Here is a 24,109-nt window from a genome sequence, read left to right as displayed (position 1 = left end):
GTTCGCCTCTTGCGGCCAGGAAGCCTTCTTCGAAGGCCACGTCCACGCGCTGTGCGGACGCTGGGCGGCGTCCCGCGGAGCAAGGTCCGCTACGACAACCTCAAGGCCGCCGTCGCACGGGCGCTGGGACTCTGCCCTTGCCGGAAACCTCATCCGTGCAGGTCACGCCGCATGCCGGTACTCGTGGAGGATGCCGCCGAGGCGATCGCGTCGACGTATGTTGAGGCGGGCTAACGTGTCCGGGTCATCGATCGGCGGGGGCAAGGGGTGCAGCGGTCTGGCGTTGGCGATGCCCTGGTGTGGTCGGTGTCTGTTGTAGAACTGCTCGAACTCGCGCAGGGTGTGGAGGAGGTGTCGCTGGTTCCAGATCAAGGTCCGGTCCAGGAGCTCGCGGCGACAGGTCTGTATCCACCTTTCAGCGATCGAGTTCATCCTTGGCATCTGGATGCCGCTGAGGACGACTTTGATCCCCGCGTCCTTGAGGACGGCATCGAAGAGTTCGGGGAACTTCCCGTCCCGGTCCCGGATCATGAACCGTGCCCGGTAGCCAAGGTCTTCGAGGTCCATGACGAGGTTTTTGCCGCTTGCGCCACCCAGGAGGCGGTGGGATGCGTGGTGGCGCCTAGGACGCGGATCCGGCGACTGCCGTGTTCGATCACCACGAGCACGTACATCCGCATCCCCGACAGGGTGACTGTTTCCATGAAGTCGCAGGCCAGCAGGGCATCAGCCTGGCTGCGAAGGAAGGTGGCCCAGGTACTGGGGTTCCGCTCGGGTGCTGGGTCGATGCCGGCCTCTTTCAAGATTTCCCAGACGGTGGACGCGCCCACTTTCACCCCCAGCACGAGCAGCTCGCCGTGCAGGCGTCGGGTATCCCCAGCTGGGGTTCTCCTTCGCCAGGCGCAGTACCAGGACGCGGATCGAGCGCACGGTGTGCGGTCGTCCTGGGCGTTTGGGCCGGCAGGAGGCGGCATGGCGGCGCGCGATGAGGGTACGGTGCCAACGCAGCACCGTGTCGGGGCGCACGAGCAGCCGTAACTGCCGTAGGACGTGCAGTGGCAGCCGGTGCAGCAGCGCCGACAGGTACGCTCGATCGTTGGGCGTGAACCGGATCTTGTCCTTGCCGAGTTGGCGTTCCAGCACGGTGATCTGGTGGCGCAAGGCGAGGATCTCGGCGTCCTTGTCCCGGTCGGTCATCGGCAGCAGGCGAAGCATCGCGAACGCGTTCGTCACGCCTAGGTAAGCCAGTCGCAGCAGCACGGTCGATCATCTTGCCGCGGTGAGCGCCAGCCTCGCGAGAGCGCCTGCTTTGGCGACTTCGCCGGTCGATCTCCGGCGCACCGCGCACACCCCCTCCTACCAGGGCGGACGACATTTTCGGCAAGCACAGAGTTACTGGCCGCCCGGGAGCAGTGGCTGACCGTCTTCCGCCTGCCGACCTACGCGCCGGACCTGAACCCGGCTGGAGGTGTGTGGCGAACTTGAAGAACGAACTGGGCAACCTTGCGGCCTGCACCGTCGACGCCCTCGCGGCTTTCACCCGCACCCGGCTGAAGAAGATGCAGCACCGGCCCGGCCTCCTCGACGGCTTCATCGCCCAGACCGGCCTTACCTGGACGCTGCCATGACGTCACCCCGAAACGAAAACCTCAGAAGCTGCGTAAGCCCCTCAGCGCGCTCTGTAACAGTTGGTGCTGAATCTGGTTAGCATCGCTGCCGTGGATGAACGGGGGCGAGTCCGGTCCTGTTCGGATGACGGGAGTGGTGCGGGTTGCGTAACGGGGAGATCGCCTTCCGGGGAAACTGGGGCGATATGGTGCGCGTGCGGATAGGTGGTGGCGGGTCGTCCGTGTCGGACTCCGGTGACGAGGTCACGGAGCTGACCGGTCGTTTCGCGGACTGGCTGACCCAGGACCGCAGCGTGGGACCCCACCTGACGATCGACCGTGTCCTCGGAGACGGTGAGGGAGATACCGACGGCGAAGCAGGGGCGGGGGACGGTGACGATTCCTGATCCGCGCAAGAGTCGGGCGGTGCTGATCGGGATCGATGACTATGCACACGCTGACCTGCCGGCGATGCCGGCGGCGGCAGCCGGAGCACGTCACCTGGCTGGCTTGCTGCGCGATCCGTCGGTTTGGGGCCTGGCCGAGGAGCACGTCACGGTGATCGGCTCCACGGCCCCGGTCGAACAGGTGCTGGGAGCGGTCAGGGATGCCGCGCTGGGCGCCGAGGACACATTGGTGGTGTACTTCGCCGGACACGGACTCCGGGACCGCAGCGAGCGGCTGTACCTGGCACTGACAGCCGCTGACGCCGACTACCCACAGATCGGCACCCTGCCCTACCTTCAGTTACGCGACGTGATCCGGCAGAGCGGCTATCGGGCTAAACACCGCGTCACGGTGCTGGACTGCTGCTACAGCGGCATAGCTGGCGGCATGTCCAGCGATGCTGCCCCCACCCGCACGGAATTGGCCCGTGCCCTGGAAGAACCCGAGGACTCCAGCGGTGAGGGGGACGATCAGGAGGGGACCGAGGACCGCTACGGGGACTGCGTCCTGACCTCCGCCCCGCCGACGAGACGATCGTTCGTCCTGCAGGGTGCGCGCTTTCCGGAATTCACGGGCGAGCTGATCGACATCCTGGAAACCGGAATCCCTGGGGCGGACGTCACCGTAAGCCTGGAGACGACATGGCGAAGAGTCCATAACCGCATGCGCCGACGCGGCAGCCCAGAACCACAGCAGTTCGCACAGAACGCTGTCACTCACCATCTCCACCTCCGCAATCGCGCCGTCCCGTTCGGACCGGAACCGGCGGACGAACCGGAGACCTCGTCCCAACAGGCCCCTGGCCCGGACTCCTGGGACAGCGGCGGCACCGACCTGACCGTCACGTGGCAGGCGACGGTCGACGCCCAAAGGCCGCCGAGCCCGGACCCGACGACCACCCGAACCCCTAAGCAGCCCGGCCACGAGCGGCGTTCGAGCCGTCTCTGCGTTCCGGGGGCCCCGGCGACCCTCTTCGATAGCCGTGACGCTCCTCTGCACTCGGTGGCCTTCAATCCATCCGGCACGCTGCTGGCCAGCGCCAGCGAGGATGGCACGGTCAGACTATGGGAGCTGGCCACCCAGAAGTGTGTCAGGTCCTTGTCCCACCAGGTTGTCAACCCGTGGGCAAAACCCCTCGCTGAGGTCCTCGCGTTCAACCCTCGCTTTTCCGCCGCCCTGTCCGTGGCGTTCAGCCCGGACGGAACCGACCTGGCCGTTGGCAACGGTGACGGGACCATCAGTCTCTGGGATGTGGCGGATGGCTCAGAGACCGTCCTGCCCTACCTCGACGGGACCCAGTGGAACGGGTCGGTCGCTTCCGTGTGCTTCTCCCCAACCGACGCAATGCTGGCGGGAACCTATGACGCGCCAGCCATCAGGCTGTGGGACGTGGCCACCCGCACCAGCATGGCCACCCTGGCCACCGGCGACGCACACTGGGTCGCGCAGGTGGCGTTCAGCCCCTGCGGGCAGGTTCTGGCCAGCGCCAGTGGGAACGGCAACCCGAACAACACGGTGAACGACGGCCTGCTTCAGCTATGGGACACGTCGTCCGGAGCAGAGATAGCCACCCTGACCGAAACAAACTCCCCCGCAGGGCAACCCCTGGCCTTCAGCTCCGATGGGAAGACGCTGGCGAGCCTCCGCAGCGATGGGCGGATCACACTTTGGGACATCGCAGCTCGCAAGACGTCCGCGACCATCACCGGACCCAGCGCCGGCGTGACCTGCGTCGCGTTCGGGCACAACGGGGTCCTAGCGGGCGGTTTCCTCGATGGCACCGTCACCCTTTGGAACACGGTCAGCAGCAGGAGCATCGCGGTCCTCACCACCGGCACCAACAGCGCCGTCAGTTCCCTCGCCTTCAGCCCGGACGGTGCGTTCCTCGCCAGCGCGACCAGAAAGCTCACTGTCTGGCCACTAGCCACTGACCGGGCGCGTGTCCTGGGACCCGACCACCGCGACACCCTGAACGCCCGCGCCGTCGGCGCTATCAACCTCGGCAAGGCGGGGGAGCATGCGGAGGCGGCACGGTTGCTGGCCGAGGTCGCCGCCGACCGGGCACGCGTTCTGGGACCCGACCACCCCGACACCCTGAACGCGCGCGGGGACCACGCCAGCAATGTCGGTGGGACAGGAGAACACGCCGAGGCGGCACGTCTGCACGCCGAGCTGGCCGCCGACCGAGCACGCGTCCTGGGACCTGATCACTACAGCACCCTGCTCACCCGCCATCACCACGCCTGGGAAGTCGGAGAGGCGGGGGAACATGCGGAGTCGGCACGTCTGTACGCCGAGCTGGCCTCCGACTCGGCGCGTGTCCTCGGGCCTGACCACCGCGACACCCTGAACGCCCGCGCCGTCGGCGCTATCAACCTTGGCAAGGCGGGGGAGCATGCGGAGGCGGCACGGTTGCTGGCCGAGGTCGCCGCCGACCGGGCACGCGTTCTGGGACCCGACCACCCCGACACCCTGAACGCGCGCGGGGACCACGCCAGCAATGTCGGTGGGACAGGAGAACACGCCGAGGCGGCACGTCTGCACGCCGAGCTGGCCGCCGACCGAGCACGCGTCCTGGGACCTGATCACTACAGCACCCTGCTCACCCGCCATCACCACGCCTGGGAAGTCGGAGAGGCGGGGGAACATGCGGAGTCGGCACGTCTGTACGCCGAGCTGGCCTCCGACTCGGCGCGTGTCCTCGGGCCTGACCACCGCGACACCCTGAACGCCCGCGCCGTCGGCGCTATCAACCTTGGCAAGGCGGGGGAGCATGCGGAGGCGGCACGGTTGCTGGCCGAGGTCGCCGCCGACCGGGCACGCGTCCTGGGACGCGACCACCTCGACACCCTGAACGCGCGGTCGTTTTCAGATCGCTGGAGCGAGTGAGGGGGCGTCTCGCGGCTGGACAGGAGCGGGCGACCTCCAGGACTTCGCAGAGCCGCTTGACGCCGAAGGCGCCGCGGTGGTCCTCGATGGTTCGGGGTGGCGACCGTGGGAGTGGGCGGATCGCACTCCTCGGTCCGCGGGCACAAGCTGACGCTGAAGCTGCAGGTCAAGGACCGGGCCATGGGCGGAGCCAGCCCGGAAATCGGTCGTCAGCAGTTCGGCTCCCGGGATGACGAGAACTGAGTTGGACCGTCGAAGACTGGCCCTTGTCCGTGCTGGTGGTTGCCCTTGCCGGGAAACCTCATCCGCCCTGGTGGGGGCGGTCCTTCGGGTTTCCCGAAATCTGGCCGCGGTCGCTCGAGCTCGCGCTCTCGCGCAGTTGCCGTCAGCGCGTCTGCTGCCGATGGCCGATCGGGACAAGGACGCGGAGATCCTCGCTCTGCGCCACCAGATCACCGTGCTGGAACGACAACTTGGCAAAGACAAGATCCGGTTCACGCCGAGCGATCGGGCGTTCCTGGCGGCGCTGTTGCACCGTCTGCCACCGCACGTCCTGCGACAGTTACGGCTGCTCGTACGCCCCGACACGGTACTGCGTTGGCACCGCGACCTCGTCGCACGCCGCCATGCCGTCTCTTGCCGGCCCAAACGCCCGGGACGACCGCGCACCGTGCGCTCGATCCGCATCCTGGTGCTGCGGCTGGCGAAGGAGAACCCGAGCTGGGGGTACAGGCGCCTGCACGGCGAGTTGCTCGTGCTGGGGGTGAGGGTGGGCGCGTCCACCGTCTGGGAAATCCTGAAGGAGGCCGGCATCGATCCTGCGCCCGAGCGGAACTCCAGTACCTGGGCCAGTTTTCTGCGTTCCCAGGCTGAGGCGCTTCTGGCCTGCGACTTCATGGAAACAGTCACCCTGTCGGGGGTACGGATATACGTGCTCGTGATGATCGAACACGGCAGTCGCCGGATCCGCGTCCTGGGCGCCACGACGCATCCGATCGCCTCCTGGGTAGCGCAAGCGGCGAAGAACCTCGTCATGGACCTCGAAGACCTCGGCTGCCGGGCACGGTTCATGATCCGGCCGGGACGGGAAGTTCCCCGACCTGTTCGATGCCGTCCTCAAGGACGCGGGGATCGACGTCGTGCTCAGCGGCATCCAGATGCCAAGGATGAACTCGATCGCTGAAAGGTGGATACAGACCTGTCGCCGCGAGCTCCTGGACCGGACGTTGATCTGGAACCAGCGGCACCTCCTCCACACCCTGCGCGAGTTCGAGCAGTTCTACAACGGACACCGACCACACCAGGGCATCGCGAACGCCAGACCTCTGCACCCCTTGCCCCCACCGATCGACGATCCCAACACGTTAACCCGCCTCGACATACGTCGACGCGATCGCCTCGGCGGCATCTTCCACAAGTACCGGCATGCTGCTTGACCTGCACGGATGAAGTTTCCGGCAAGGACAGAGCGGGTTCCGGGAGAGTACGGAGGGGGAGATGGTTAGCCACTTGCCCGGCCGTTTCGGCGTGCTGATCGGTGCCAACGGCGCCGGAAAGACGACCCTCACGGATGCGTTCCACCTCGCTCATTCCGGTTCCTGCTTCCCGCTCCTGCCGAGGTACGGATCCGCCACGCTCGCGCCCGAAGGCTCCAACCGCACCATCGAGGTGGCGTACAAGCTGGGCGACAGCCTCACCGAGGAAGGGCGCCATGGACACCAGCTGCACGCGGTCGGCCACCAACGGCTCGGAAAGGTCGCTCAGAACTGGGGCGTCACGCTGAGCCGCAGGCTCGGCAGCGTCGCTACGAAGGTCAATGCGACGCACGGGTAGGTCTTTGGACTCGGACCCGTGCAAACTCATTTACCTGTCGGCCTGGCGGCATCCGCTGGATGAGCTGGCCCGCCGCGAGGCACGGATCCTGGTGGCGCTGCTCCGTGCCGAACAGCAGCGCCTGAGCGGCACCAGCAACCTGGTGGGTCCGCAGCAGCTCTGCGCGAGGTCGATCTAGATGAGGAGGACGTGACGGCCCGGACGGCGTACGAGCTGTTTCGCAGCGCGAAGAAGGGCACGAAGGGCGAGCCCGGGATCAAGGCGGGCCGGGGAGCGCACTGCTCGGGCCCACCGCTCGGCGAACCACGCCTGCTGGCGAGGGGCCGACGCCCTGGCCCGCTTCACGTTTTCGACGGCGTGTGTTGGCCCCACTGGAACGGTTTCGCCTGGCCCCACTTTTGGGCCGTGTGGGTGATGGGTCGGGGCGGTGCTGGAGAGGAACGGTATGAAGTGGCGCCGCCCCCTCGATCGGGTGACGTTTCGCGGGTGTCCTGGGGTGGAGGCGATCAAGTACGGACGGTGGCCTGCGGAGGCCGGTAGCGTGTGATGCACGGAGCCCGCCCGGCTGCTTCCCCTGACAGGAATGCGGACGGGCGGGCGCCTTGCTGGCGTCCGCCCGCTGAGGGTATAGGGCCAGGCGGCTTCCTGTCGGTGCCGGAAAGTATGTCACCCAGGTGCGACTGGCCTGCCCCTGGACACCCCCACATCACCCTAACGAGCCGAAATCAGTAACGCCGCCTCAGATGGTCGGGGTGTCGTCAACAATCGGCCTGTGAATTTCAATGACCGGCTTCCACCCCGCGGAGAACTCGATGAAGTCTGCACGGGTGGGGTAGGTGTCGAACGCGCGACGGTCACGTTTGGGGTTGTCGGTCCCCTTGCGCCCCCGGGGAATCTGCTCCTCGAAGATGTCGACCTTCACGTCGGGAACCTCCTTGAGGCCCTGGCGCCAGATTTGTACGGTGTCGGCGCCGAAGGCCTGCCGGGCCGCGGCGTAAAGGGCCGTGAGGGCGCCCTTGTCCCCACCAGGGACGAAAAGTGCCAGGTCCAGTACGACACCGGCGGACTGGAGGACCTCGATGGTCACCGAGCCGTTCTCGTCAGCCAAGTAGACTCCGGCGTCATTCTCGTCGTCGGGAAGGCAGGAGACCTCTTCCTGGAATACGGTTCTCGCCGTGATCGAGCCGCCCTCGAAATCCTCACCGGACTTGGTCAGAAAAGCAGGGACATAGCAGTCGGGAAGCTTGAGTTGTGCCGTGTCGGCGGAAATGAACAGCCTGTCCTTCATGCTGAGCTTCGTCACCTCTTCCAGCGAGAGGCGGCGAGCGGTGATCTTCTCCGTGTTCACGAATTCCCTTCCAGGTTGCACTGTCCCTCCGATCAAGGACGCTACCACGAAACCCTGAGGTCAACTGCCCAGTAATGCATGGGTAGATGGCTTCCGATGACCTGCGCGGGAGGATGCCGAAGCGAGTGCCACTCGGTCCGCCAGGTAGTGTCCCTCGTCATGCTGTTGGGGATCAACTGGACGTTGCATTTCGGTACGTTGGGTAGCGCGGAGAACCAAAAGAGAGTTTGCGACAGATATCACCCATATCGCCTTCGGGTAGGTGCTGGCGAGGTAAGGCGATCCATTCGTCGTGCATCTCGAAGAGCGCAGCGGAAACCAACCGGATGGTCCCACAGCGCAACAACGGAGACCCCACCGGCAACAACATCGGGATGGAGTGCGCAAACCGGAAGTCGCATACCACCGCGCCCTCTTCGGTCAGGACTTCAGCGTAGTCGGCTGACGCCCGGTGGGGGTCAAGGGGTCGCAGGTTCAAATCCTGTGGTCCCGACCAGCATCATCGCAGGTCGGAGGCCGTTTCCGCGGGTAGCGGAGGCGGCCTCTTTCCGTGTGTTTCGGCGTGGTGGTCGCATGGTGGTCGCATGCGTTCCCTGGGGCTGGGACGCGGAGGGGTGAAGTGGGTGCCAGGGCGGGGGAGTAGAGCGCTCTGAGCGGGCTGTGGTGCTGGTTGGTGTGGTCGCGGTGTGGTCGCAGCCAGGCGGGCCAGTGTGGATGGCGGCTGCTGCGGGCGTCGGCTTGGGTGAGGGTGGTGTCGATGGCGTTGACGGCGTCGTGTGCGGCTTGCTGGGTGAGGTGGCTGTAGATGTTGGCGGTGGTGGAGAGGGTGGAGTGGCGCAGAGTCTTGGAGACGATGGCGAGGGGGACGCCTGCGGTGAGGGTGAGCGTGGCGGCGAGGTGACGCAGATCGTGCAGGGTGATGCGGGGCATGTTGGCTTCTCTGGTGCGTTTGCGGAATCGGTCCAGGACGGTATGGGGCCGGAGCGGTTGTCCGTCGGGTCGGCAGAAGACGAGATCGGTGAACAGATCTGATGGGTCATTGATATGGGTGCGGGTGGCTGTGGCGCGCTGTTCGAGAGCTTTGACCCAGTTCTTGCTGGCGCGGGTTTCGGGTGGGGTGATGACCAGGCGGGAGTTGTTGATGGCGGAGAGGGTGTAGCGGACGTAGAGCACCTGTTCGTCGGTGTGGACGTCGGCCCAGTGCAGGCCGAGGGCCTCGCCCATGCGCATGCCGGTGCCGATGAGGAGCTCGCACAGATTGGCGATGAGAGGGTCGGCGTCGTGGCAGTAGTCCAGGAACCGGACCGTCTCCTGGGGTGTCCACACATGGCGTTCGGGTGCAGCGGGGCGGGGAATGACGGCGGGGCGTGCGGGATTGTGGGCGAGGCGATGCTGGCGCACCGCGTCGCCCAGGGCGCTGGAGAGCGTGGCCGGGCACCGGTACACGGTGACCCGGCCGCGGCCGGCGTCGAGTTGAGAGTGCGCGAATCCCGCGATGTGGCGGTGACCGAGCTCGTCCAGCGTCAATGTGCCCAGCGTGGGGATGAGGTCGTGGGTGACGTAATCCCGGTAGCGGGCCACGGTTGTCGGCTTGAGTACGTACGATTTCCCTTCGAGTCAGGTGATGAGGTAGTCGGCGACGGTCTGGTTGGGATCGGCGGTGAACCCGCCGGCCTCACCTTCGAGCATGCGCCGCAGCGCGGTTCGGGCGGTGGGGGTGGATCTGCAGCTCACGGCGACGGCCGAGGGCTACCGCGAGGTGCTGGTGGTCAAGACGGCTGAGGCGGCGGCCAACCCGGAGCTGGAGAAGATCAAGCTCACCGCCACTGGGGACGGCCTGAGCGTGGTGCCGGGTGCCAGCGGTGGGGTGCGGGCGGTTGACGCGGATGGCAACGCCGTGTTCCGTGGACCAGCAGGGCGGATGTGGGATTCCGCAGGTGAAGACGCCACGGGCTCGCGCAGCCAGTTCCGGACGGTACCGTTCGGTAAGCAGCGGAGCTTGAGCGACACCAAAGACCAATTGGCTCAGCCGGGCGAGGGTGATGCGACCGCTGAATTGCCGGTGACCGTCGGGAACGGCAGTGTTTCGGTGGAGCCGGACCTGGAGTTGCTGCGCGGGGAGAAGACCGCGTACCCAGTGTTCATCGACCCGTCCGTGGGTCTGGGGGCGTCGGAGTGGACGAAGCTGTCGTCCGACGGGGACAGGTTCTGGAAGTTCGACGAGCCGAAGGGTGTCGGCTTGTGCGGCAGCGCCGATGGCTACTACTGCGGATCGGGCTACCGGGACCGGATGTACTTCGAGTTCGGCGCGTCGAAGCTGGCGGGTAAGCATGTCCTGGACGCGACGTTCCGGGCCTATGAGACGTGGTCGTTCAACTGCAACCCGTACTGGGTGGACCTCGAGCGGACCGACAACATTTCCGAGGGGACGCGCTGGCCGGGTCCGAAGCAATTGGATCAGATGGGCGACCGCTATGTATCGGCCGGCCGGGGGGATCTGTGCAGCCCGGAGCAGCCGAACAAGTGGATCGAGTTCAACGACAACCCGGACGAGCCGGATGAGAACCTCACCTCCACGGTGCGGTCATTGGCGGACGGCAAGATATCCCGGCTGACGCTGATGCTGCGGGCCAAGGACGAGGCCGAGCCGCGGGCCTGGAAGCGGTTCGACTCCAACGCGGAACTGAAGGTGTGGTACGCGCACAAGCCCGGCGTGCCGACGTCGGTCGGGGCCATCCCGGGCACGGGCACCAAAGCGCAGTGCCGTTCCTCATCGGATCCGCTGACGGTGACGGTGGACACGCCAACGGTCCAGGCGCGTGTGCAGACGAAGGTCGAAGCCCATGAGGGCGATGAAGAAGGATCCCTGCAAGCCGAGTTCGTGATGCAGCGAAGCAGCACTGACACGAACTCGGGAACATGGTCGCAGGTGTGGAGCGATTACAAGCCGGACAGTGGCTGGGACCCAGACGGCACGCTGGAGAAGACGACGACGGACAAGCGGGCCGATGGCGGGCTGTACCGGTTCCGGGCACGGACCCAGTCGCACTGGGCGTACAACGGCAAATCGGGCGATCTGTTCTCGCCCTACTCGTCATGGTGTTATCTGCGGATCGACTCCACCGCGCCCAAGGTGCCGGTCATCGTTCCCGGCGCCCCGTACACCGAGTGCACGGCCAACGACTGCGCAGCACACGGTGGCCCAGGCAAGCCGGGGACCTTCACCTTCAAACCGAACGCTGCCGACAAGGACGTGAAGGCCTACCGGTGGCGGCTGCTGACCTCGGATGCCGATGCGACCAAGCGGGTGACTGCCCCGACCACGAATGCTTCGGTGCAAGTCAAGGACGTCAAGCCTGGTTTGCCTGGCACGCAGACGCTGTCGGTGGAGGCCAGTGATCTGAAGCTGGACAAGGAAGGGCGGGTGCGCTGGGGACCCCCTGCCGAACTGGCTTTCAAGGTGGGGGCTGCTCCCGGGCCGACCGGGCGGTGGCGCTTCGACGACGGCGGCCCCGGCTCGGGGCTGACGGTGGCGAAGGACACCGGCGAGGTGGGCTCCCGCCACGACCTCGTACTGCGGGACGAGGCCGGCACTGGCTGGTCGACCCTCGCCAGGCGAGGTGCCGGCGACTATTCGCTGCGTCTGAACGACAACCTGAGCGATCCATCCCGGCAGGTGGGCTATGCCTCGACGGATGGTGCGGCCGTGAACACGCAGGATTCGTTCACCGTCTCCGCCTGGGCGTATCTCACCGACGCGTCGACGAATCACGTGGTGCTGTCGGCACCGGGGGAGTACGGCTCGGCGTTCACCCTGTACTACTCGTCCGCATACAAGAAGTGGGTCTTCAACCGTACTGACCGGGACAAGAACGATCCGGTGTACATCCGCTCGATGGCGGATGCGGAAAGTCCTCCCTTGCGGGTGTGGACACACCTGACCGGCGTCTTCGACACACAGAACGACGCCGACAAGAGCAACGACACGATCCAGTTGTTCATCAACGGACGTCCCCAGGGCGACCCGATCGTCCTGGCCGACGTGGCGCCCACGTACGAGCCGTGGACGGCCGACCGCAACCTGATGATCGGCCGATCCAAGGTGGCAGGAGCGTACGGCGAGTACTTCCTGGGCCGTGTCGATGAGATCGCCCTCTGGCAGGACGCCCGCACCCCTGAGCAGATCCGGGAAGAAGACCGGCTGGACAAGGACGGAGCGCCGACGAACGAACTGGTGGCGCACTGGGACGCCACCATCTCCCAGGGCAGTCAAGTGGTGGAGAGCCCGGAGGATCCGGATGACCCGGCCAGCACCACATTCCCCTACCGGCACGGCCCCATGACACTGTCGGGATCAGGCGCTGCACTCACCGGCGAGGACGCCACCGCGCTGGTACTCAACGGCAGCTCCGGTTACGCCTCGACGACGGGTCCCGTGGTTGATGAGACCGGCTCGTTCACGGTGTCGGCGCGGGTGCGACTGAACAAGGCGCTGCTCGCGGTCAAGCCGGTCGGCTACCGAGGACTGGTTGCCGCGCAGGCCACACCGGTCGGCAAGGAGTCGTCGTGGGCGTTGTGGGTGGAGAAGCCCGCGGAGGACACCTACCAGTGGAAGTTCGGCCGGACAGCAGTCGACAGCAGCGGGAAAGTGACCGACACCGCTCTGGCCGCCGCCCAGGAGACCGTGGGCGAGAAGGAATGGGACACCTGGGTCGATGTGACCGGGGTCTTCGACGCGGGGCTCCCGTTCACCGATGGTGACGGCGATCAGCGATTCGGCGTAACGCAGTTGTTCATCGGTCAGTTCGCTCAGCAAAGCCCATCAGACGTCGGCCTTGAGGTGCCTCAGCAGGGCGGTGGAGCTCTATCCGCGGGCAGGGGCTCGGCCGAGGGCAGCACGGGCCACTACCTTCCGGGCGATCTGGCAAAGGTACGTGTGTGGACCGGCGCGATGACGCCCGAACAAGTGGCTTCGCAGATCGCGCAACCTTCGACATAGCCGCCTCGGCCTTCTTACTCCACCTGTTCGTAAACCTTTAGCGGTGTGCGGGCGCGGCGACGCCCGCATACGAGGAGACTTGCCATGAACCAGTTCGGGTCCGGCATGCCCCGGATAGGCGGCACGGCACGCAGGAGACGATCCTGGGAGAGACGGTTCGCCGTCTTAGCGGGGTTCGCCCTGGTGCCGGGGCTGCTGTCTCCGGTCGCTTTCGCTGACGCGCCGGACCCGCTCGGAAAGCCCAAGCTGAAGGCACCCCGGTCCTCAACGGTCTCTCCGCTGACCAAGAGGGCGAATGACAAGAACGCCCGCGTGGTCAAAGCCTCCGAAGCCGCCGATCTGACCGCGGCCAGGCGGGCGAAGGCGGATCAGAAAGGGTCGGTTTCCTGGCCCCGGCAGGGCCAGGAAACACTCACACTCGGCGCCAAGGAAACCGCCAAGGCAGAACCAGGCGCCCTCCCGCTGACGTTGACCCCTCCCACGGTCGGCAGGGACGGGAAGAAGGGACACGTCGCCCGCACCGTCACCGTCAAGGTCCTCGACCAGAAGGCGGCCAGCGAGCTCGGTGTCAAGGGCGTCGTGCTCACCGCCACGGGCCCCAGGGACGGGGGCAGGGCCCGGCTCAGCGTTGACTACTCGACGTTCGCTTCCGCTTACGGAGGTGACTGGGCCGGGCGGCTCCAGATCGTGAAGCTTCCGGACTGCGCTCTGAAAGACCCCGCACAAGCGCACTGCCGAAGCCGCGAGACCGTGCCTTTCACCAATGACCGGGCCGGCCGGCGTCTCGAGACCACGTTGTCCTTCGCCTCCGCGCCTGCCGGTCAGTCAGTGGTGCTGGCCCTGGCAGCCGGGACCAAGTCGGGGTCCGGCGACTACAAGGCCACTCCGCTCGCGGCCTCATCGACCTGGGAGGCCGGCGGCTCGTCAGGCAGCTTCACTTGGTCGTACCCCTTGCGGACCCCGCCCGCCGCGGCGGGGCCGACCCCGGACCTGTCGATCTCCTACGACTCGGGCAGCGTGGACGGGCGCACCGCGTCCACGAACAACCAGGGGACCGCGATCGGTGAGGGTTTTGACCTCACTTCGTCCTTCATCGAGCGCAAGTACGGCTCCTGTGACGACGACGGGCAGGACGACAAGTTCGATCTGTGCTGGAAGTACGACAACGCCTCCCTCGTCCTGAACGGCAAGGCCACCGAGCTGGTCAAGGACGACACCAGTGGCCGGTGGCGGCTGAAGAACGACGACGCCTCCACCGTCGAGCACCACACCGGCGCCGAGAACGGTGACGACAACGGCGAGTACTGGACCGTCACCACCGGCGACGGCACCGTCTACACCTTCGGCCTCAACAAGCTCGACGGGGCCGGCGCGGACGACCGCACCGCATCGGTGTGGACCGTGCCGGTCTTTGGAGACGACGAGGGGGAACCCGGCTACGCGGACGGCAGCAGCTTCTCCGGCCGGGACAAGAAGCAGGCCTGGCGGTGGAACCTCGACCTGGTCGAGGACACTCATGGCAACGCCATGACCTACTGGTACAAGGCCGAGGAGAACAACTACGACAAGCTCGGCGACGACAACACCGGCACCGGCTACACCCGCGGCGGCTACCTGAAGGAAATCCGCTACGGCCAGCGCAAGGATGCCCTGTTCTCCGCCACCCCCGCCGCCTCCAACAAGGTCGTCTTCGAATACGCCGAGCGCTGTCTGGCCTCCGGCACCGGCTGCGACTCGCTCACCAAGGACACCCGCGACAACTGGCCGGATGTTCCCTTCGACGCGGTGTGCAAGGACAACGACAAGTGCACGGGTACGGTCAGCCCCTTCTTCTTCACCCGCAAGCGGATGACCGGCATTACCACCTACGCGTGGGACGCCGCAGCCTCCACCCCCGGCTACGCCGCCGTCGACACCTGGACACTGAAGCAGCTCTATCTCGACCCGGGCGACACCGGCGACACCAGCGACCAGTCCCTGTGGCTGGACGAGATCAAACACACCGGCAAACACGGCAGTGATCTGACCCTCGACCCGGTGAAGTTCACCCACGTCTTCCTGCCCAACCGCGTCGACGGGGCGAGCGACGACATCCTCTCCCTCGACAAGCCGCGCCTGAAGACGGTCACCTCCGAGGCCGGGGCCCAGACCATCGTCAGCTATGCGGAGGCCGACTGCGTGGCCGGGCAGACGATGCCCAAGGCCGACGAGAACACCCGCCGCTGCTACCCGGTGTACTGGTCGCCGAACGGGGAGAAGAACCCGGTCCTGGACTGGTTCCAGAAGTACCCGGTCACCGCAGTGTCCACCACCGACCCGTACGGCGGCTCGGAGGCAGTGCAGAACACCTACAGCTATGAGGGCGGGGGTGCATGGCACTACAACGACGACCCGATGACCCCGGCCAAGGAACGCACCTGGTCCACCTGGCGCGGCTTCGGGAAGGTCACCCACCTCACCGGGGACCGTGACAACACGCAGCTGAAGACCGTCACCGTCTATCTGCGCGGGATGAACGGCGACCGCGTACTGGGCACGGACGGCAAGACGCCCGACCCGGACAAGCGCAGGCAGGCCAAGGTCACCGGCATCAAGGGCGAGGCCATCACCGACTCGGACCAGTACGCCGGGTTCACCCGCGAGACCGTCACCTACAACGGGGACACCGAGGTGACGGGCACGGTCAACGACCCGTGGTCCAAGCGCACCGCCACCCAGCACAAGTCGTACGCCGACACCGAGGCCTACTACGTCCGCACCGCCGCCACCCACACCCGTACCCGCATCACCAGCGGCCTCACCCCCGTGGACCGTGTGCGGACCACCGCCACCACGTACGACGACTACGGCATGGCCCAGACGGTCGAGGACCGCGGCGACGACGCCAAACCCAAGGACGAGACCTGCACCCGCACGTGGTACGCGCGAAATGACGACAAGGGCATCAACGCGCTGGTCTCCCGCACCCGCACCACCTCACAGCCCTGCGACACACCCGACGCGGACCTCGACCTGCCCGCGGACTCCAGCCGGCAGGGCGACATCATCTCCGACACCGCCACCGCCTACGACACCACCACCTGGAGCGCATCACAGAAGCCCACCAAGGGCGAGGCCCAGTGGACCGGGCGGGCCAAGGGTTACGGGACCGACAACGCCCCCGCGTGGCAGCAGACCAGTACCACCGCCTACGACACGCTGGGCCGGCCCACCGTGGTGAAGGACGCGCAGGACAACACCACCGCCACCACCACCTACACACCGACCGGCACCGGCCCCTTGACGTCGACCACCCTGGCTGACGCCAAGAGCTTCAAGACCACCACAACCCTCGACTTCGCCACCGGAGCCACGCTCAAGGTCACCGATCCGAATAACAAGATCACCGAGAACGAGTACGACGCGCTCGGTCGGGTCACCAAAGTCTGGCTGCCGAACCACACCAAGGTCCTGTGGCCGACCACACCGAACTACACCTACGGCTACCACCTCAACAACACCTCACTGCCCTGGATCTCCACCAGCGCACTCAGGGGCGATGGCTCCGGGTACAACACCACTTACGAGATCTACGACTCGCTCCTGCGCACCCGCCAGGTCCAGTCACCCACACCCGTCGGAGGCCGGCTGATCGGCCTGACCCTGTATGACGACCGGGGACTGGCGGTCAGCTCTCAGGCAGACATCTGGGACGAGACCGCGTCCCCCTCGGGCACACCCGTGCAAACCGAGGGCAGCCAAGCCCCCGTCCAGACCGACACCACCTATGACGGCGCCGGGCGGGCCACCAAGACGGTCACCAAGAACTACGGTGTCACCCGCTGGACTACCGAGAGCACCTACACCGGCGACACCGTCACCACCAGCGCCCCCGCCGGCGGTCAGGGTGTCGCCGAGGTCACCGATGTCCGCGGGCAGACCACCGAGCGCCGCGAATACGCCGGCCCCAAGCCGACCGGCTCCGAATTCGCCACCACCGGCTTCACCTACACCCCCGGCGGTCTGCAGAAGACCATCACCGGTCCGGACAAGGCCACCTGGTCCTACTCCTATGACCTGGCCGGACGGCAGGTCGAGGCAGACGACCCGGACAAGGGCAAGACCACCACCAGCTACAACGCCCTCGACCAGGTCACCAGCAGCACCAACGCCGAGAAACAGACCCTCGTCTACGACTATGACGAACTCGGCCGCAAGACGGGCATGTGGAGTGGCACCAAGACGGATGCCAACAAGCTCGCCGCCTGGGCCTTCGACACTCTGGCCAAGGGGCAGCAGGACACCGCTGTCCGCTATGACGGAGGCCTGGCGGGCAAGGCGTACACGCGGAAAGTGACCGAGTACGACAGCCTCTACCAGGTCAAGAGCAACGAGCTCACGCTCCCCGACGAGGATCCGCTCGTCAAGGCGGGAGTGCCCAAGACCCTGGCCTTCACCACCGGCTACCGCCTCGACGGCACCATCAGCCAGAGTCGTGAACCGGCTGTAGGCGGACTCGCCGCCGAGACCGTCTCCTACACCTACAACGCCACCGGCCAGCAGCTCACTTCCCTGGGCACCACCGGGTACCTCCAAGGCGTCACCTTCTCTCCGCAAGGTGATCTGCGTCAGTTGACCGTGGGCATGTCCGGGACCAGCTCGGCGAAGAAGGCCTACCTCAACTACGACTACGAGCCCGGCACCCGCCGCCTGACCCGCTCCTACGTCACCGACGACGTCCACGGCTACATGCCGCAGGAGCTGAAGTTCACCCAGGACGACGCGGGCAACGTCACTTCCGTCTTCGACAGTACGACACTCGGCGGCACCGGCAAGGCCGACTATCAGTGCTTCGCATACGACGGCTACCGCCGCATGACCGAGGCCTGGACCCCGGCCACCGCGAACTGCGCCACCACCGGCCGCACCACCGCCAACCTCGCCGGCGCCGCCCCCTACTGGACCAGCTACCACTACAACACCGCAGGCCAGCGGGACGAGCAGACCGAACACACCACAGCCGGCGACACCAAAACCACCTACACCTACGGCACGCAGACCGGCCAGCCCCACCCCCTCACCAAAACCGAAATCAACGGCGGCACACCCCGCACCTACACCTACGACAAGACCGGCAACACCACCGGCCGCCCGGGCATCCAGGCCACCCAGACCCTGACCTGGAACCCCGAAGGCAAACTCGCCACCACCACCGAACCCGCCGCCGGCAGCAAACCCGCCACCGCCACCGGCTACCTCTACGACGCCGACGGCGAACTCCTCATCCGCCGCGCCACCACCACCGACGGCGACACCGTCCTCTACCTCGGCGCCACCGAAGTACGCCTCACAGTCAAGGGCGGCACCAAGACCCTGTCCGGCACCCGCTACTACACGGCCAACGGCCAGACCATCGCCGTCCGCACCGCCAGCACCGCGACCACCGGCACCAAACTGTCCTTCCTGGCCGCCGACCACCACGGCACCTCCAGCATCGCCCTGGACGCCACCACCTACGCCATCACCAAGCGCCACACCACCCCCTTCGGCGCCCCACGCGGCCAAACACCACAAGCCTGGCCCGACGACAAATCCTTCCTCGGCAAACCCTCCGACACCACCACCGGACTCACCCACATCGGCGCCCGCGAATACGACCCCACCCTCGGCCAATTCCTCAGCGTCGACCCCGTCCTTGCCCCCGACCAGGCCCAATCCCTCAACGGCTACAGCTACGCCAACCAGAACCCGGCCACCGACTCCGACCCTACCGGCCTGTGTGTAGACCCCGGCAACGGACACTGCATGCCGACCAACGGCGGAGACGCAGGCAAAAACGCCCCACCGGAGAACCACTACCCTCGGGGCAGCAGTAACGGCACCGGCCGCAGTTCAGGCTCGGGTACTGCTCAGTCGAGCAGTACAGGTGAACTGATAAATAGTTCTGAAGCCAACAAGCGGCACAATGAAGCTCAGCGTGTCGCTATCGAGTATTTACGTCTAACTAACCCTGGGGCCACGGTGCAGGCTGAGTACGAGATTTTCGGGGCAGGGAAGAATGGTGCAACCGATGGCTCGGCCGACATTGTGATGCTCAAAGACGGAGTTCTGTACATATGGGAAGTAAAGTCCGGGCGACGCGGTAAGGATGAGAAGGTGGCTGCAGCAGAGGTGGCGCACTATGTTAAAATGGAGAGAATTCTCCAAACCGGCCCAGGAGGGCAACATTTACAAGTTAAGGCAGGTTTCGACATCCCTCAACTTGTGACCCCTGATGTTGTGCAAAAAGACCGAGTCCTGGTGACTGTTTCGACGAACAAGAAGCGTGCCGACCTCGTGGGTAAGGGTAAGCACGACGGGGCAATAAGCTGGTGGACACGCAGGAGTTCCGGCCCCAAGGATCCCTCGTTGAAACCCTATCCCAGAACCGTCCCGGCCAGAGTCTGGGACTGGGATCCCAGCCCGAGCGCGGTGAAAAACATCAAAAAAGGTATTGCCTATGGGACTGCAACAGCTGCAGGTATCGCTCTCACCATTTTGACTGGCGGTGCTGCGACTCCGTAAGAGCCCTGGCTCCCCTGGGGTGGAATGTCAAGCTTTCAGGGGCAGAGAGGGCATGGAGGGCCAATACTGTTCAGCAGGTGGTGGCAGTTATTTTAGATCTTACGGAAGGCGTCAACAGTAGTTGAATTGGCTCGACTGCTGTTGACGACTCCCTCTGTAATTGGAATAGGAAATAGCGTGAGTGAGTTTACGAACTTCATTGGATCTGTGTCGATTGAGCCGCCGCTGAATGAGAGCGAAGTCCTCTACCTGCAAAGGTTCTCGAATACTCGCAGGATGGCGCGTACCTCTGGTCCTTACTCCACCGTTGCAACTGGACGTCTTGTTGTGCCGGATGGTGATATTCTGGACATTAATGAGCCCCCCGTCGGGCAGCCTGGCCTGTATTGCCAATGGATTCCCGGCGAATCGGGTGCTTCCCTGGAGTGGAGTCGGCGCAGTAAATTTCCGTTTGCAACGGAGTGGATGTCTTATATAATTGACCAATTCCTTAAGCCTGGGGCCGCTCTGGCTGATGAGATGGCGGCACCGATAAAAAACAGATACTATGCACCTGAATTTCTGGAATTTACATTCAATCACACCCTGAATGGCGAAGTGGTGGGAGTCGGGGAGTTTGGGGAGCGTTGCAGGATTATCGTAAGTGGAAATCAGGTGAGGGCTGAGGAGGGTTGACTGGGGGTCAAATCCTGTCGTCCCGACCAGCATCATCGCAGGTCGGAGGCCGTTTCCGCAGGTAGCGGAGGCGGCCTTAACCGGTTCCGGGCTGGGAGCAATGGGGAGCCCTCGTGCTACCAGCTCGCAGACGTGTCAACGGTGCCCGATTCGTCTGTCACCCGATCCGGTAGACCTACAGCGCCGTACCGCGCCCCTGTGCGCAGTCGTCAACCGTAGGTCCCTGGGGTCACTCCATCGCTTCTGATGCTCTCTGCAGCGAGAGGCATAAGGACCCCTTGTCGGCTCTCGGCCCCCTTTTCGCGGTGGGAGCACGATGTCGCGCTCCCCATGCGACAGGGAGGGTGCGTTTGCCGAATATCTCGTCCGTGCAGGTCACGCGGCATGTCTGTATGCGTGGAGGATGCCGCCAAGGCGGGCGCGGCGTCGTATGTCGAGGTTGCTTAACTTGTCCGGATCGTCGATTGGTGTGGGCAGTGGGTGTAGCGGTCGGGCGTTCGCGATGCCCTGGTGTGGCGATGGGAGTTGTAGAACTCCTCGAACTCCCGTAGGGCGTGGAGGAGGTGGCGCTGGTGCCGGATCAGGGTCCGGTCCAGGAGCTCGTGTCGGCAGGTCTGCACCCTGAAGGGTGTCTTTATTGCCGTACGGTGGTTGACCTGGGGCTTTGCGATGGCCCGGATATGGGCCTGATCGTTGATCGTGGGTCTGCGACTGCTCTACCTGATCTTCTGCCGACTACTGGGCTGCCTCCTCCTGCTGGGCCGATCGACCGCCGCGAACAACGCCGAGATCCTTGTCCTTCGGCATGAGGTCGCTGTGCTGCGTCGGCAGGTCGAGCGGCCGCGGCTTTCATGGGCTGACCGTGCCGTGCTCTCCGCTCTCGCCCGGCGCCTGCCACCTGCCTTACGCCGCCATCGGCTGGTCACGCCGGGCACACTGTTGACCTGGCACCACCGTCTGGTGCGCTGGAAGTGGCGCCAGACGGCGGTCGGGCCCGGCCGACCACCGCTGGCGGAAGGGACAGTCGCGCTCATCCAGCGCCTGGCGAGAGAGAACCCGACCTGGGGATACGTCAGGATGCAGGGTGAACTCCGACGACTTGGCCATCGGGTCGCCGCCGCCACGGTTCGGCGCGTTCTGCGCCGCTCCGGTCTGCCGCCCGCGCCGCAGCGCGCCTCCGAGCAGAGCTGGCGCTCCTTCCTCCGTTCACAGGCCCACACGCTGCTCGCTTGCGATTTCATGCACGTGGAGACCGTCTTCCTGTGACGTCTCTATGTCTTCTTCGTCATGGAGATCGCCACCCGGCGCGTTCACGTCCTGGGTGTCACTGCCCACCCGACCGGCGCATGGGTCGCCCAACTCGCCCGCAACTTGCTCATGGACATCAGGAGAGGCTGGGTGCTTCCGGTTCCTCGTCCGTGACCGGGACAGCAAGTTCACCACGGCATTCGACGCCGTCTTCGCCGGCAATGGCACAGCCGTCATCCCGACACCGCCGCAGAGCCCACGGTCCAACGCGTTCGCCGAACGATGGATACGCACAGCCCGCGCCGAATGCACCGGCCGACTCCTCATCATCGGCGAGCGACATCTGCGTACGGTCCTGACCAGGTACGCCGAGCACTACAACTCCGGACGGGCTCACCGCAGCCTGTACCTACGTGCTCCAGACGACGACCCGAACGTCATCCCACTGCCCGCCGCCACGGTCAGGCGCCGCCAGGTACTCGGCGGACTGCTCAATGAGTACCACACCACGCCACCCCGACCGCCTCACCATCCACAGGCAACGCCCAGCTCAGCAGCCTGATTGGAATATTGACACCCTTCAGGCGTCGGCTTGGGAACGCAGGAAGTCGGCCGACGTGCTGGAGCTCCGGTCGGGCGCCGGATCAACGCCGGCATCCTGCAGGATCTTCCAGACGGTCGAGGCGGCCACCTTCACCCCCAGCACGAGCAACTCACCGTGCAGCCGTCTGTACCCCCACTGCGGATTCTCCCTCGCCAGACGCAGCACCAGAATCCGGATGGACCGCACGGTACGAGGCCGACCGGGTCGCTTGGGCCGCGATAAGGCGGCATGACGGCGCCTGACGAGGTCGCGATGCCACGCAGCACCGTGTCAGGACGCACGAGCAATCGCAGACGCCGCAGGGCGGGCAACGGCATCCAGTGCAGCAGCGCCGCCAGGAACGCCCGATCGCTCGGCGTGAACCGTACTCGATCACTACCGAGTTGGCGCTCGAGCACTGTGATCTGATGGCGGAGGGCCAGGATCTCCGCATCTTTGTCCCGGTCGCTCATCGGCAGCAGACGCAGCAGCGCGAACGTGTTGGTCACTCCCAGGTAAGCCAGTCGCAGCAGCACGGTCGATCATCATGATGCGTGGACTACCCGCTACGCGAGAGCGCCGACTCGAGCGACGGGACCGACGACCGCCAGCCCGGGTGCGGGCGTCCGACCAGGGCGGATGACATTCTCGGCAAGCGCAGCGTCACCACGTGAAGTCGGCCTGTGTTCGTGTCAGCTTTCTGTGGCGTGTGGTTGGGGCCATGTGGTGTGGGTGGTGTGGTCGTGGAAGTCGGCTCGCAGGGTCAGTTTGCCGCCGAGGGCGGTGATGTAAGCGGCCATGGTGTCGATCTGCGGGGTGCTGGCTCCGTTTTCGATCTGTGCGATCCGGGCCTGGCTGACTCCCAGTTCCCGGGCCAGCGCCCGCTGGCTCATCCCCCGGCTGCGCCGGGCCTTTTTCAGGAATGCCCCCCAGATGTGGGTGGTGGTCTTGTCAGGCGGTGCCCCGTCGGTGTGCTTGGCCGGGTGTGTGGCGTGGTCCATGGTGGCCGTTGTCCTTGTCAGTCGACGCTGCCGCGTGGGGCGATCCACTGGTGGGGTTGTCCGGTCACTTTGGCGATGGTTTCGAAGTCCGCGTCGTAGTGCAGCAAGGTCAGTCCGCATAGTTCTGCGGTGGCGGAGGTCATCAGGTCGACTGCTCCTGGTCCCTGGTGCCAGCTTGTGGCGACGAGGAGATCTTGCACCTGCCGGGCCCGGGTGAGTACACGGTCGGGTACGGGGATCCAGCCGAAGGCGTCGTGGAGGTAGCGCTCCAGTACGGCCCGCTCGTCGCGGCCGCCGGTGGCGCGGACCAGTTCGAGTTCGGTGATCTCGCACACGGACACTCGGCCCTCGTCCAGGATGCCCGCCCAGTGTCGTTCCACGGCGGGGCTGCGGAACAGGCGATTGCAGGCGCTGGTGTCGATCAGATAGGACTCGCTCACGCCGGGCGGGCCTCGCCGAAGGCGCCGCCCTCACCCGCGAGCTCGCTCAGCCGCCGCCGGGCCGCGCGACGCTGGTAGATCGCACCGACCGCAATATCCACCGCCTTGGCCACGACCTCGGTGTCATCCTCGGTGTGCAGGAGTTGCTTGGCCTCGGCGAGGCGCTCCTCGTCGATCTCAATGGTGATCTTGGCCATCATGTCCTCCCTGAATGCCTGGGCACCTTCGCAATGATAACAAATCCCTTATCGGCGAGGCTGGCGCAGGTGTCGCGCGGTCGACGTCAAGGCGCCTCGGCTGGAATGCCCCGCGTCGGCTCCCATGGGCGGGGGAGGGAAGCTCGGGTCCACGCGGTCGAAGTCGCCGGACCGTGGTCCGCGTCATTCGAAGGAGGGATACGTCGCCCGACTGCGCCCCGGGCGACGCCGACTGGCGCGTAGTGTGCGGGGGGCGTACTTCTTGGGCTTCGTGTGGCGGCGTATGGCCCTGAATGAAC

The 24,109-nt window shown here is 65.8% G+C and carries 13 protein-coding genes, 1 tRNA gene and 6 pseudogenes; 12 read left to right on the top strand and 8 right to left on the bottom strand.

Features of this window, described 5'->3' with window-relative positions; translation table 11 throughout:
- Positions 1-162: 162 nt before the first annotated feature.
- A pseudogene (locus tag PS467_RS08930) lies at positions 163-1,260 on the bottom strand (integrase core domain-containing protein).
- Positions 1,261-1,410: 150 nt separating this feature from the next.
- On the opposite strand from PS467_RS08930, the pseudogene PS467_RS08925 reads away from it, so the two are divergent.
- From PS467_RS08925 to PS467_RS08895, 7 genes and pseudogenes are all read left to right on the top strand, one after another.
- Positions 1,411-1,628: pseudogene (locus PS467_RS08925) on the top strand (IS630 family transposase); the annotation flags it as partial.
- Between the two features lie 221 nt (positions 1,629-1,849).
- Positions 1,850-2,014, top strand: a complete 165-nt coding sequence (locus PS467_RS08920) for a hypothetical protein (protein WP_311034804.1) — start codon at positions 1,850-1,852, stop codon at positions 2,012-2,014.
- Positions 2,001-4,943, top strand: a complete 2,943-nt coding sequence (locus PS467_RS08915) for a caspase, EACC1-associated type (RefSeq protein WP_311034803.1) — start codon at positions 2,001-2,003, stop codon at positions 4,941-4,943. Before PS467_RS08920 ends, PS467_RS08915 begins: the two co-directional genes overlap by 14 nt.
- A 96-nt stretch (positions 4,944-5,039) precedes the next feature.
- Positions 5,040-5,186, top strand: a complete 147-nt coding sequence (locus PS467_RS08910) for a hypothetical protein (protein WP_311034802.1) — start codon at positions 5,040-5,042, stop codon at positions 5,184-5,186.
- A 160-nt stretch (positions 5,187-5,346) separates the two neighbouring features.
- A pseudogene (locus PS467_RS08905) lies at positions 5,347-6,379 on the top strand (integrase core domain-containing protein).
- Between the two features lie 61 nt (positions 6,380-6,440).
- On the top strand, positions 6,441-6,776 hold the full coding sequence (locus PS467_RS08900; protein ID WP_311034801.1) for a hypothetical protein: 336 nt from the start codon (positions 6,441-6,443) through the stop codon (positions 6,774-6,776).
- 4 nt (positions 6,777-6,780) lie between these two features.
- A complete protein-coding gene (locus PS467_RS08895; protein ID WP_311034800.1) occupies positions 6,781-6,954 on the top strand; it encodes a hypothetical protein in 174 nt (57 codons plus the stop codon).
- 561 nt (positions 6,955-7,515) lie between these two features.
- Here PS467_RS08895 and PS467_RS08890 read toward each other — a convergent pair.
- Positions 7,516-8,124, bottom strand: a complete 609-nt coding sequence (locus PS467_RS08890; RefSeq protein WP_065968476.1) for a hypothetical protein — start codon at positions 8,122-8,124, stop codon at positions 7,516-7,518.
- Between the two features lie 421 nt (positions 8,125-8,545).
- Here PS467_RS08890 and PS467_RS08885 point away from each other — a divergent pair.
- Positions 8,546-8,620, top strand: a tRNA-OTHER gene (locus PS467_RS08885).
- On the opposite strand, the gene PS467_RS08880 is transcribed toward PS467_RS08885, so the two are convergent.
- Positions 8,599-9,705 carry a tyrosine-type recombinase/integrase gene (locus tag PS467_RS08880; protein ID WP_311034799.1) on the bottom strand — a complete coding sequence of 369 codons (1,107 nt, stop codon included), beginning with the start codon at positions 9,703-9,705 and terminating at the stop codon, positions 8,599-8,601. The two genes, PS467_RS08885 and PS467_RS08880, sit on opposite strands and share 22 nt — an antisense overlap.
- 106 nt (positions 9,706-9,811) lie before the next feature.
- Between PS467_RS08880 and PS467_RS08875 the strand changes: the two genes are divergently transcribed.
- From PS467_RS08875 to PS467_RS08865, 3 genes are all read left to right on the top strand, one after another.
- Positions 9,812-13,123: a LamG-like jellyroll fold domain-containing protein gene (locus PS467_RS08875; protein ID WP_311034798.1), complete on the top strand. Its 3,312-nt coding sequence runs from the start codon at positions 9,812-9,814 to the stop codon at positions 13,121-13,123.
- 84 nt (positions 13,124-13,207) lie between these two features.
- A complete protein-coding gene (locus tag PS467_RS08870; RefSeq protein ID WP_311034797.1) occupies positions 13,208-19,666 on the top strand; it encodes an RHS repeat-associated core domain-containing protein in 6,459 nt (2,152 codons plus the stop codon).
- A 177-nt stretch (positions 19,667-19,843) separates the two neighbouring features.
- Positions 19,844-20,341, top strand: coding sequence for a hypothetical protein (locus PS467_RS08865; RefSeq protein WP_311034796.1), 498 nt, complete (start codon positions 19,844-19,846; stop codon positions 20,339-20,341).
- Positions 20,342-20,716: 375 nt separating this feature from the next.
- Here PS467_RS08865 and PS467_RS08860 read toward each other — a convergent pair.
- Positions 20,717-20,961: pseudogene (locus PS467_RS08860) on the bottom strand (integrase); the annotation flags it as partial.
- A gap of 79 nt (positions 20,962-21,040) precedes the next feature.
- Between PS467_RS08860 and PS467_RS08855 the strand changes: the two are divergent.
- Positions 21,041-22,151 (top strand): annotated as a pseudogene (locus PS467_RS08855) (integrase core domain-containing protein).
- Positions 22,152-22,172: 21 nt separating this feature from the next.
- Here the strand turns inward: PS467_RS08855 and PS467_RS08850 are convergent.
- The 4 genes and pseudogenes from PS467_RS08850 to PS467_RS08835 all read right to left on the bottom strand — a co-directional run.
- Positions 22,173-22,708, bottom strand: a pseudogene (locus PS467_RS08850) (helix-turn-helix domain-containing protein); the annotation flags it as partial.
- A gap of 156 nt (positions 22,709-22,864) precedes the next feature.
- On the bottom strand, positions 22,865-23,173 hold the full coding sequence (locus PS467_RS08845) for a helix-turn-helix domain-containing protein (protein ID WP_311034795.1): 309 nt from the start codon (positions 23,171-23,173) through the stop codon (positions 22,865-22,867).
- A gap of 17 nt (positions 23,174-23,190) precedes the next feature.
- Positions 23,191-23,613: a PIN domain nuclease gene (locus PS467_RS08840; protein WP_311034794.1), complete on the bottom strand. Its 423-nt coding sequence runs from the start codon at positions 23,611-23,613 to the stop codon at positions 23,191-23,193.
- Positions 23,610-23,810 carry a hypothetical protein gene (locus PS467_RS08835; RefSeq protein WP_311034793.1) on the bottom strand — a complete coding sequence of 67 codons (201 nt, stop codon included), beginning with the start codon at positions 23,808-23,810 and terminating at the stop codon, positions 23,610-23,612. Before PS467_RS08835 ends, PS467_RS08840 begins: the two co-directional genes overlap by 4 nt.
- Positions 23,811-24,109 lie beyond the last annotated feature (299 nt).

Source organism: Streptomyces luomodiensis, from assembly GCF_031679605.1.
GTDB lineage: Bacteria > Actinomycetota > Actinomycetes > Streptomycetales > Streptomycetaceae > Streptomyces > Streptomyces luomodiensis.
The sequence above is the reverse complement of the archived record's forward strand: the minus strand, read 5'-3'. Positions and strand labels throughout refer to the sequence as shown.

Coding starts and splice junctions, on each gene's coding strand:
- PS467_RS08845 (WP_311034795.1), bottom strand. CDS start 23,173: ATGGACCACGCCACACACCCGGCCAAGCACACCGACGGGGCACCGCCT.
- PS467_RS08900 (WP_311034801.1), top strand. CDS start 6,441: ATGGTTAGCCACTTGCCCGGCCGTTTCGGCGTGCTGATCGGTGCCAAC.
- PS467_RS08870 (WP_311034797.1), top strand. CDS start 13,208: ATGAACCAGTTCGGGTCCGGCATGCCCCGGATAGGCGGCACGGCACGC.
- PS467_RS08835 (WP_311034793.1), bottom strand. CDS start 23,810: ATGGCCAAGATCACCATTGAGATCGACGAGGAGCGCCTCGCCGAGGCC.
- PS467_RS08875 (WP_311034798.1), top strand. CDS start 9,812: ATGCGCCGCAGCGCGGTTCGGGCGGTGGGGGTGGATCTGCAGCTCACG.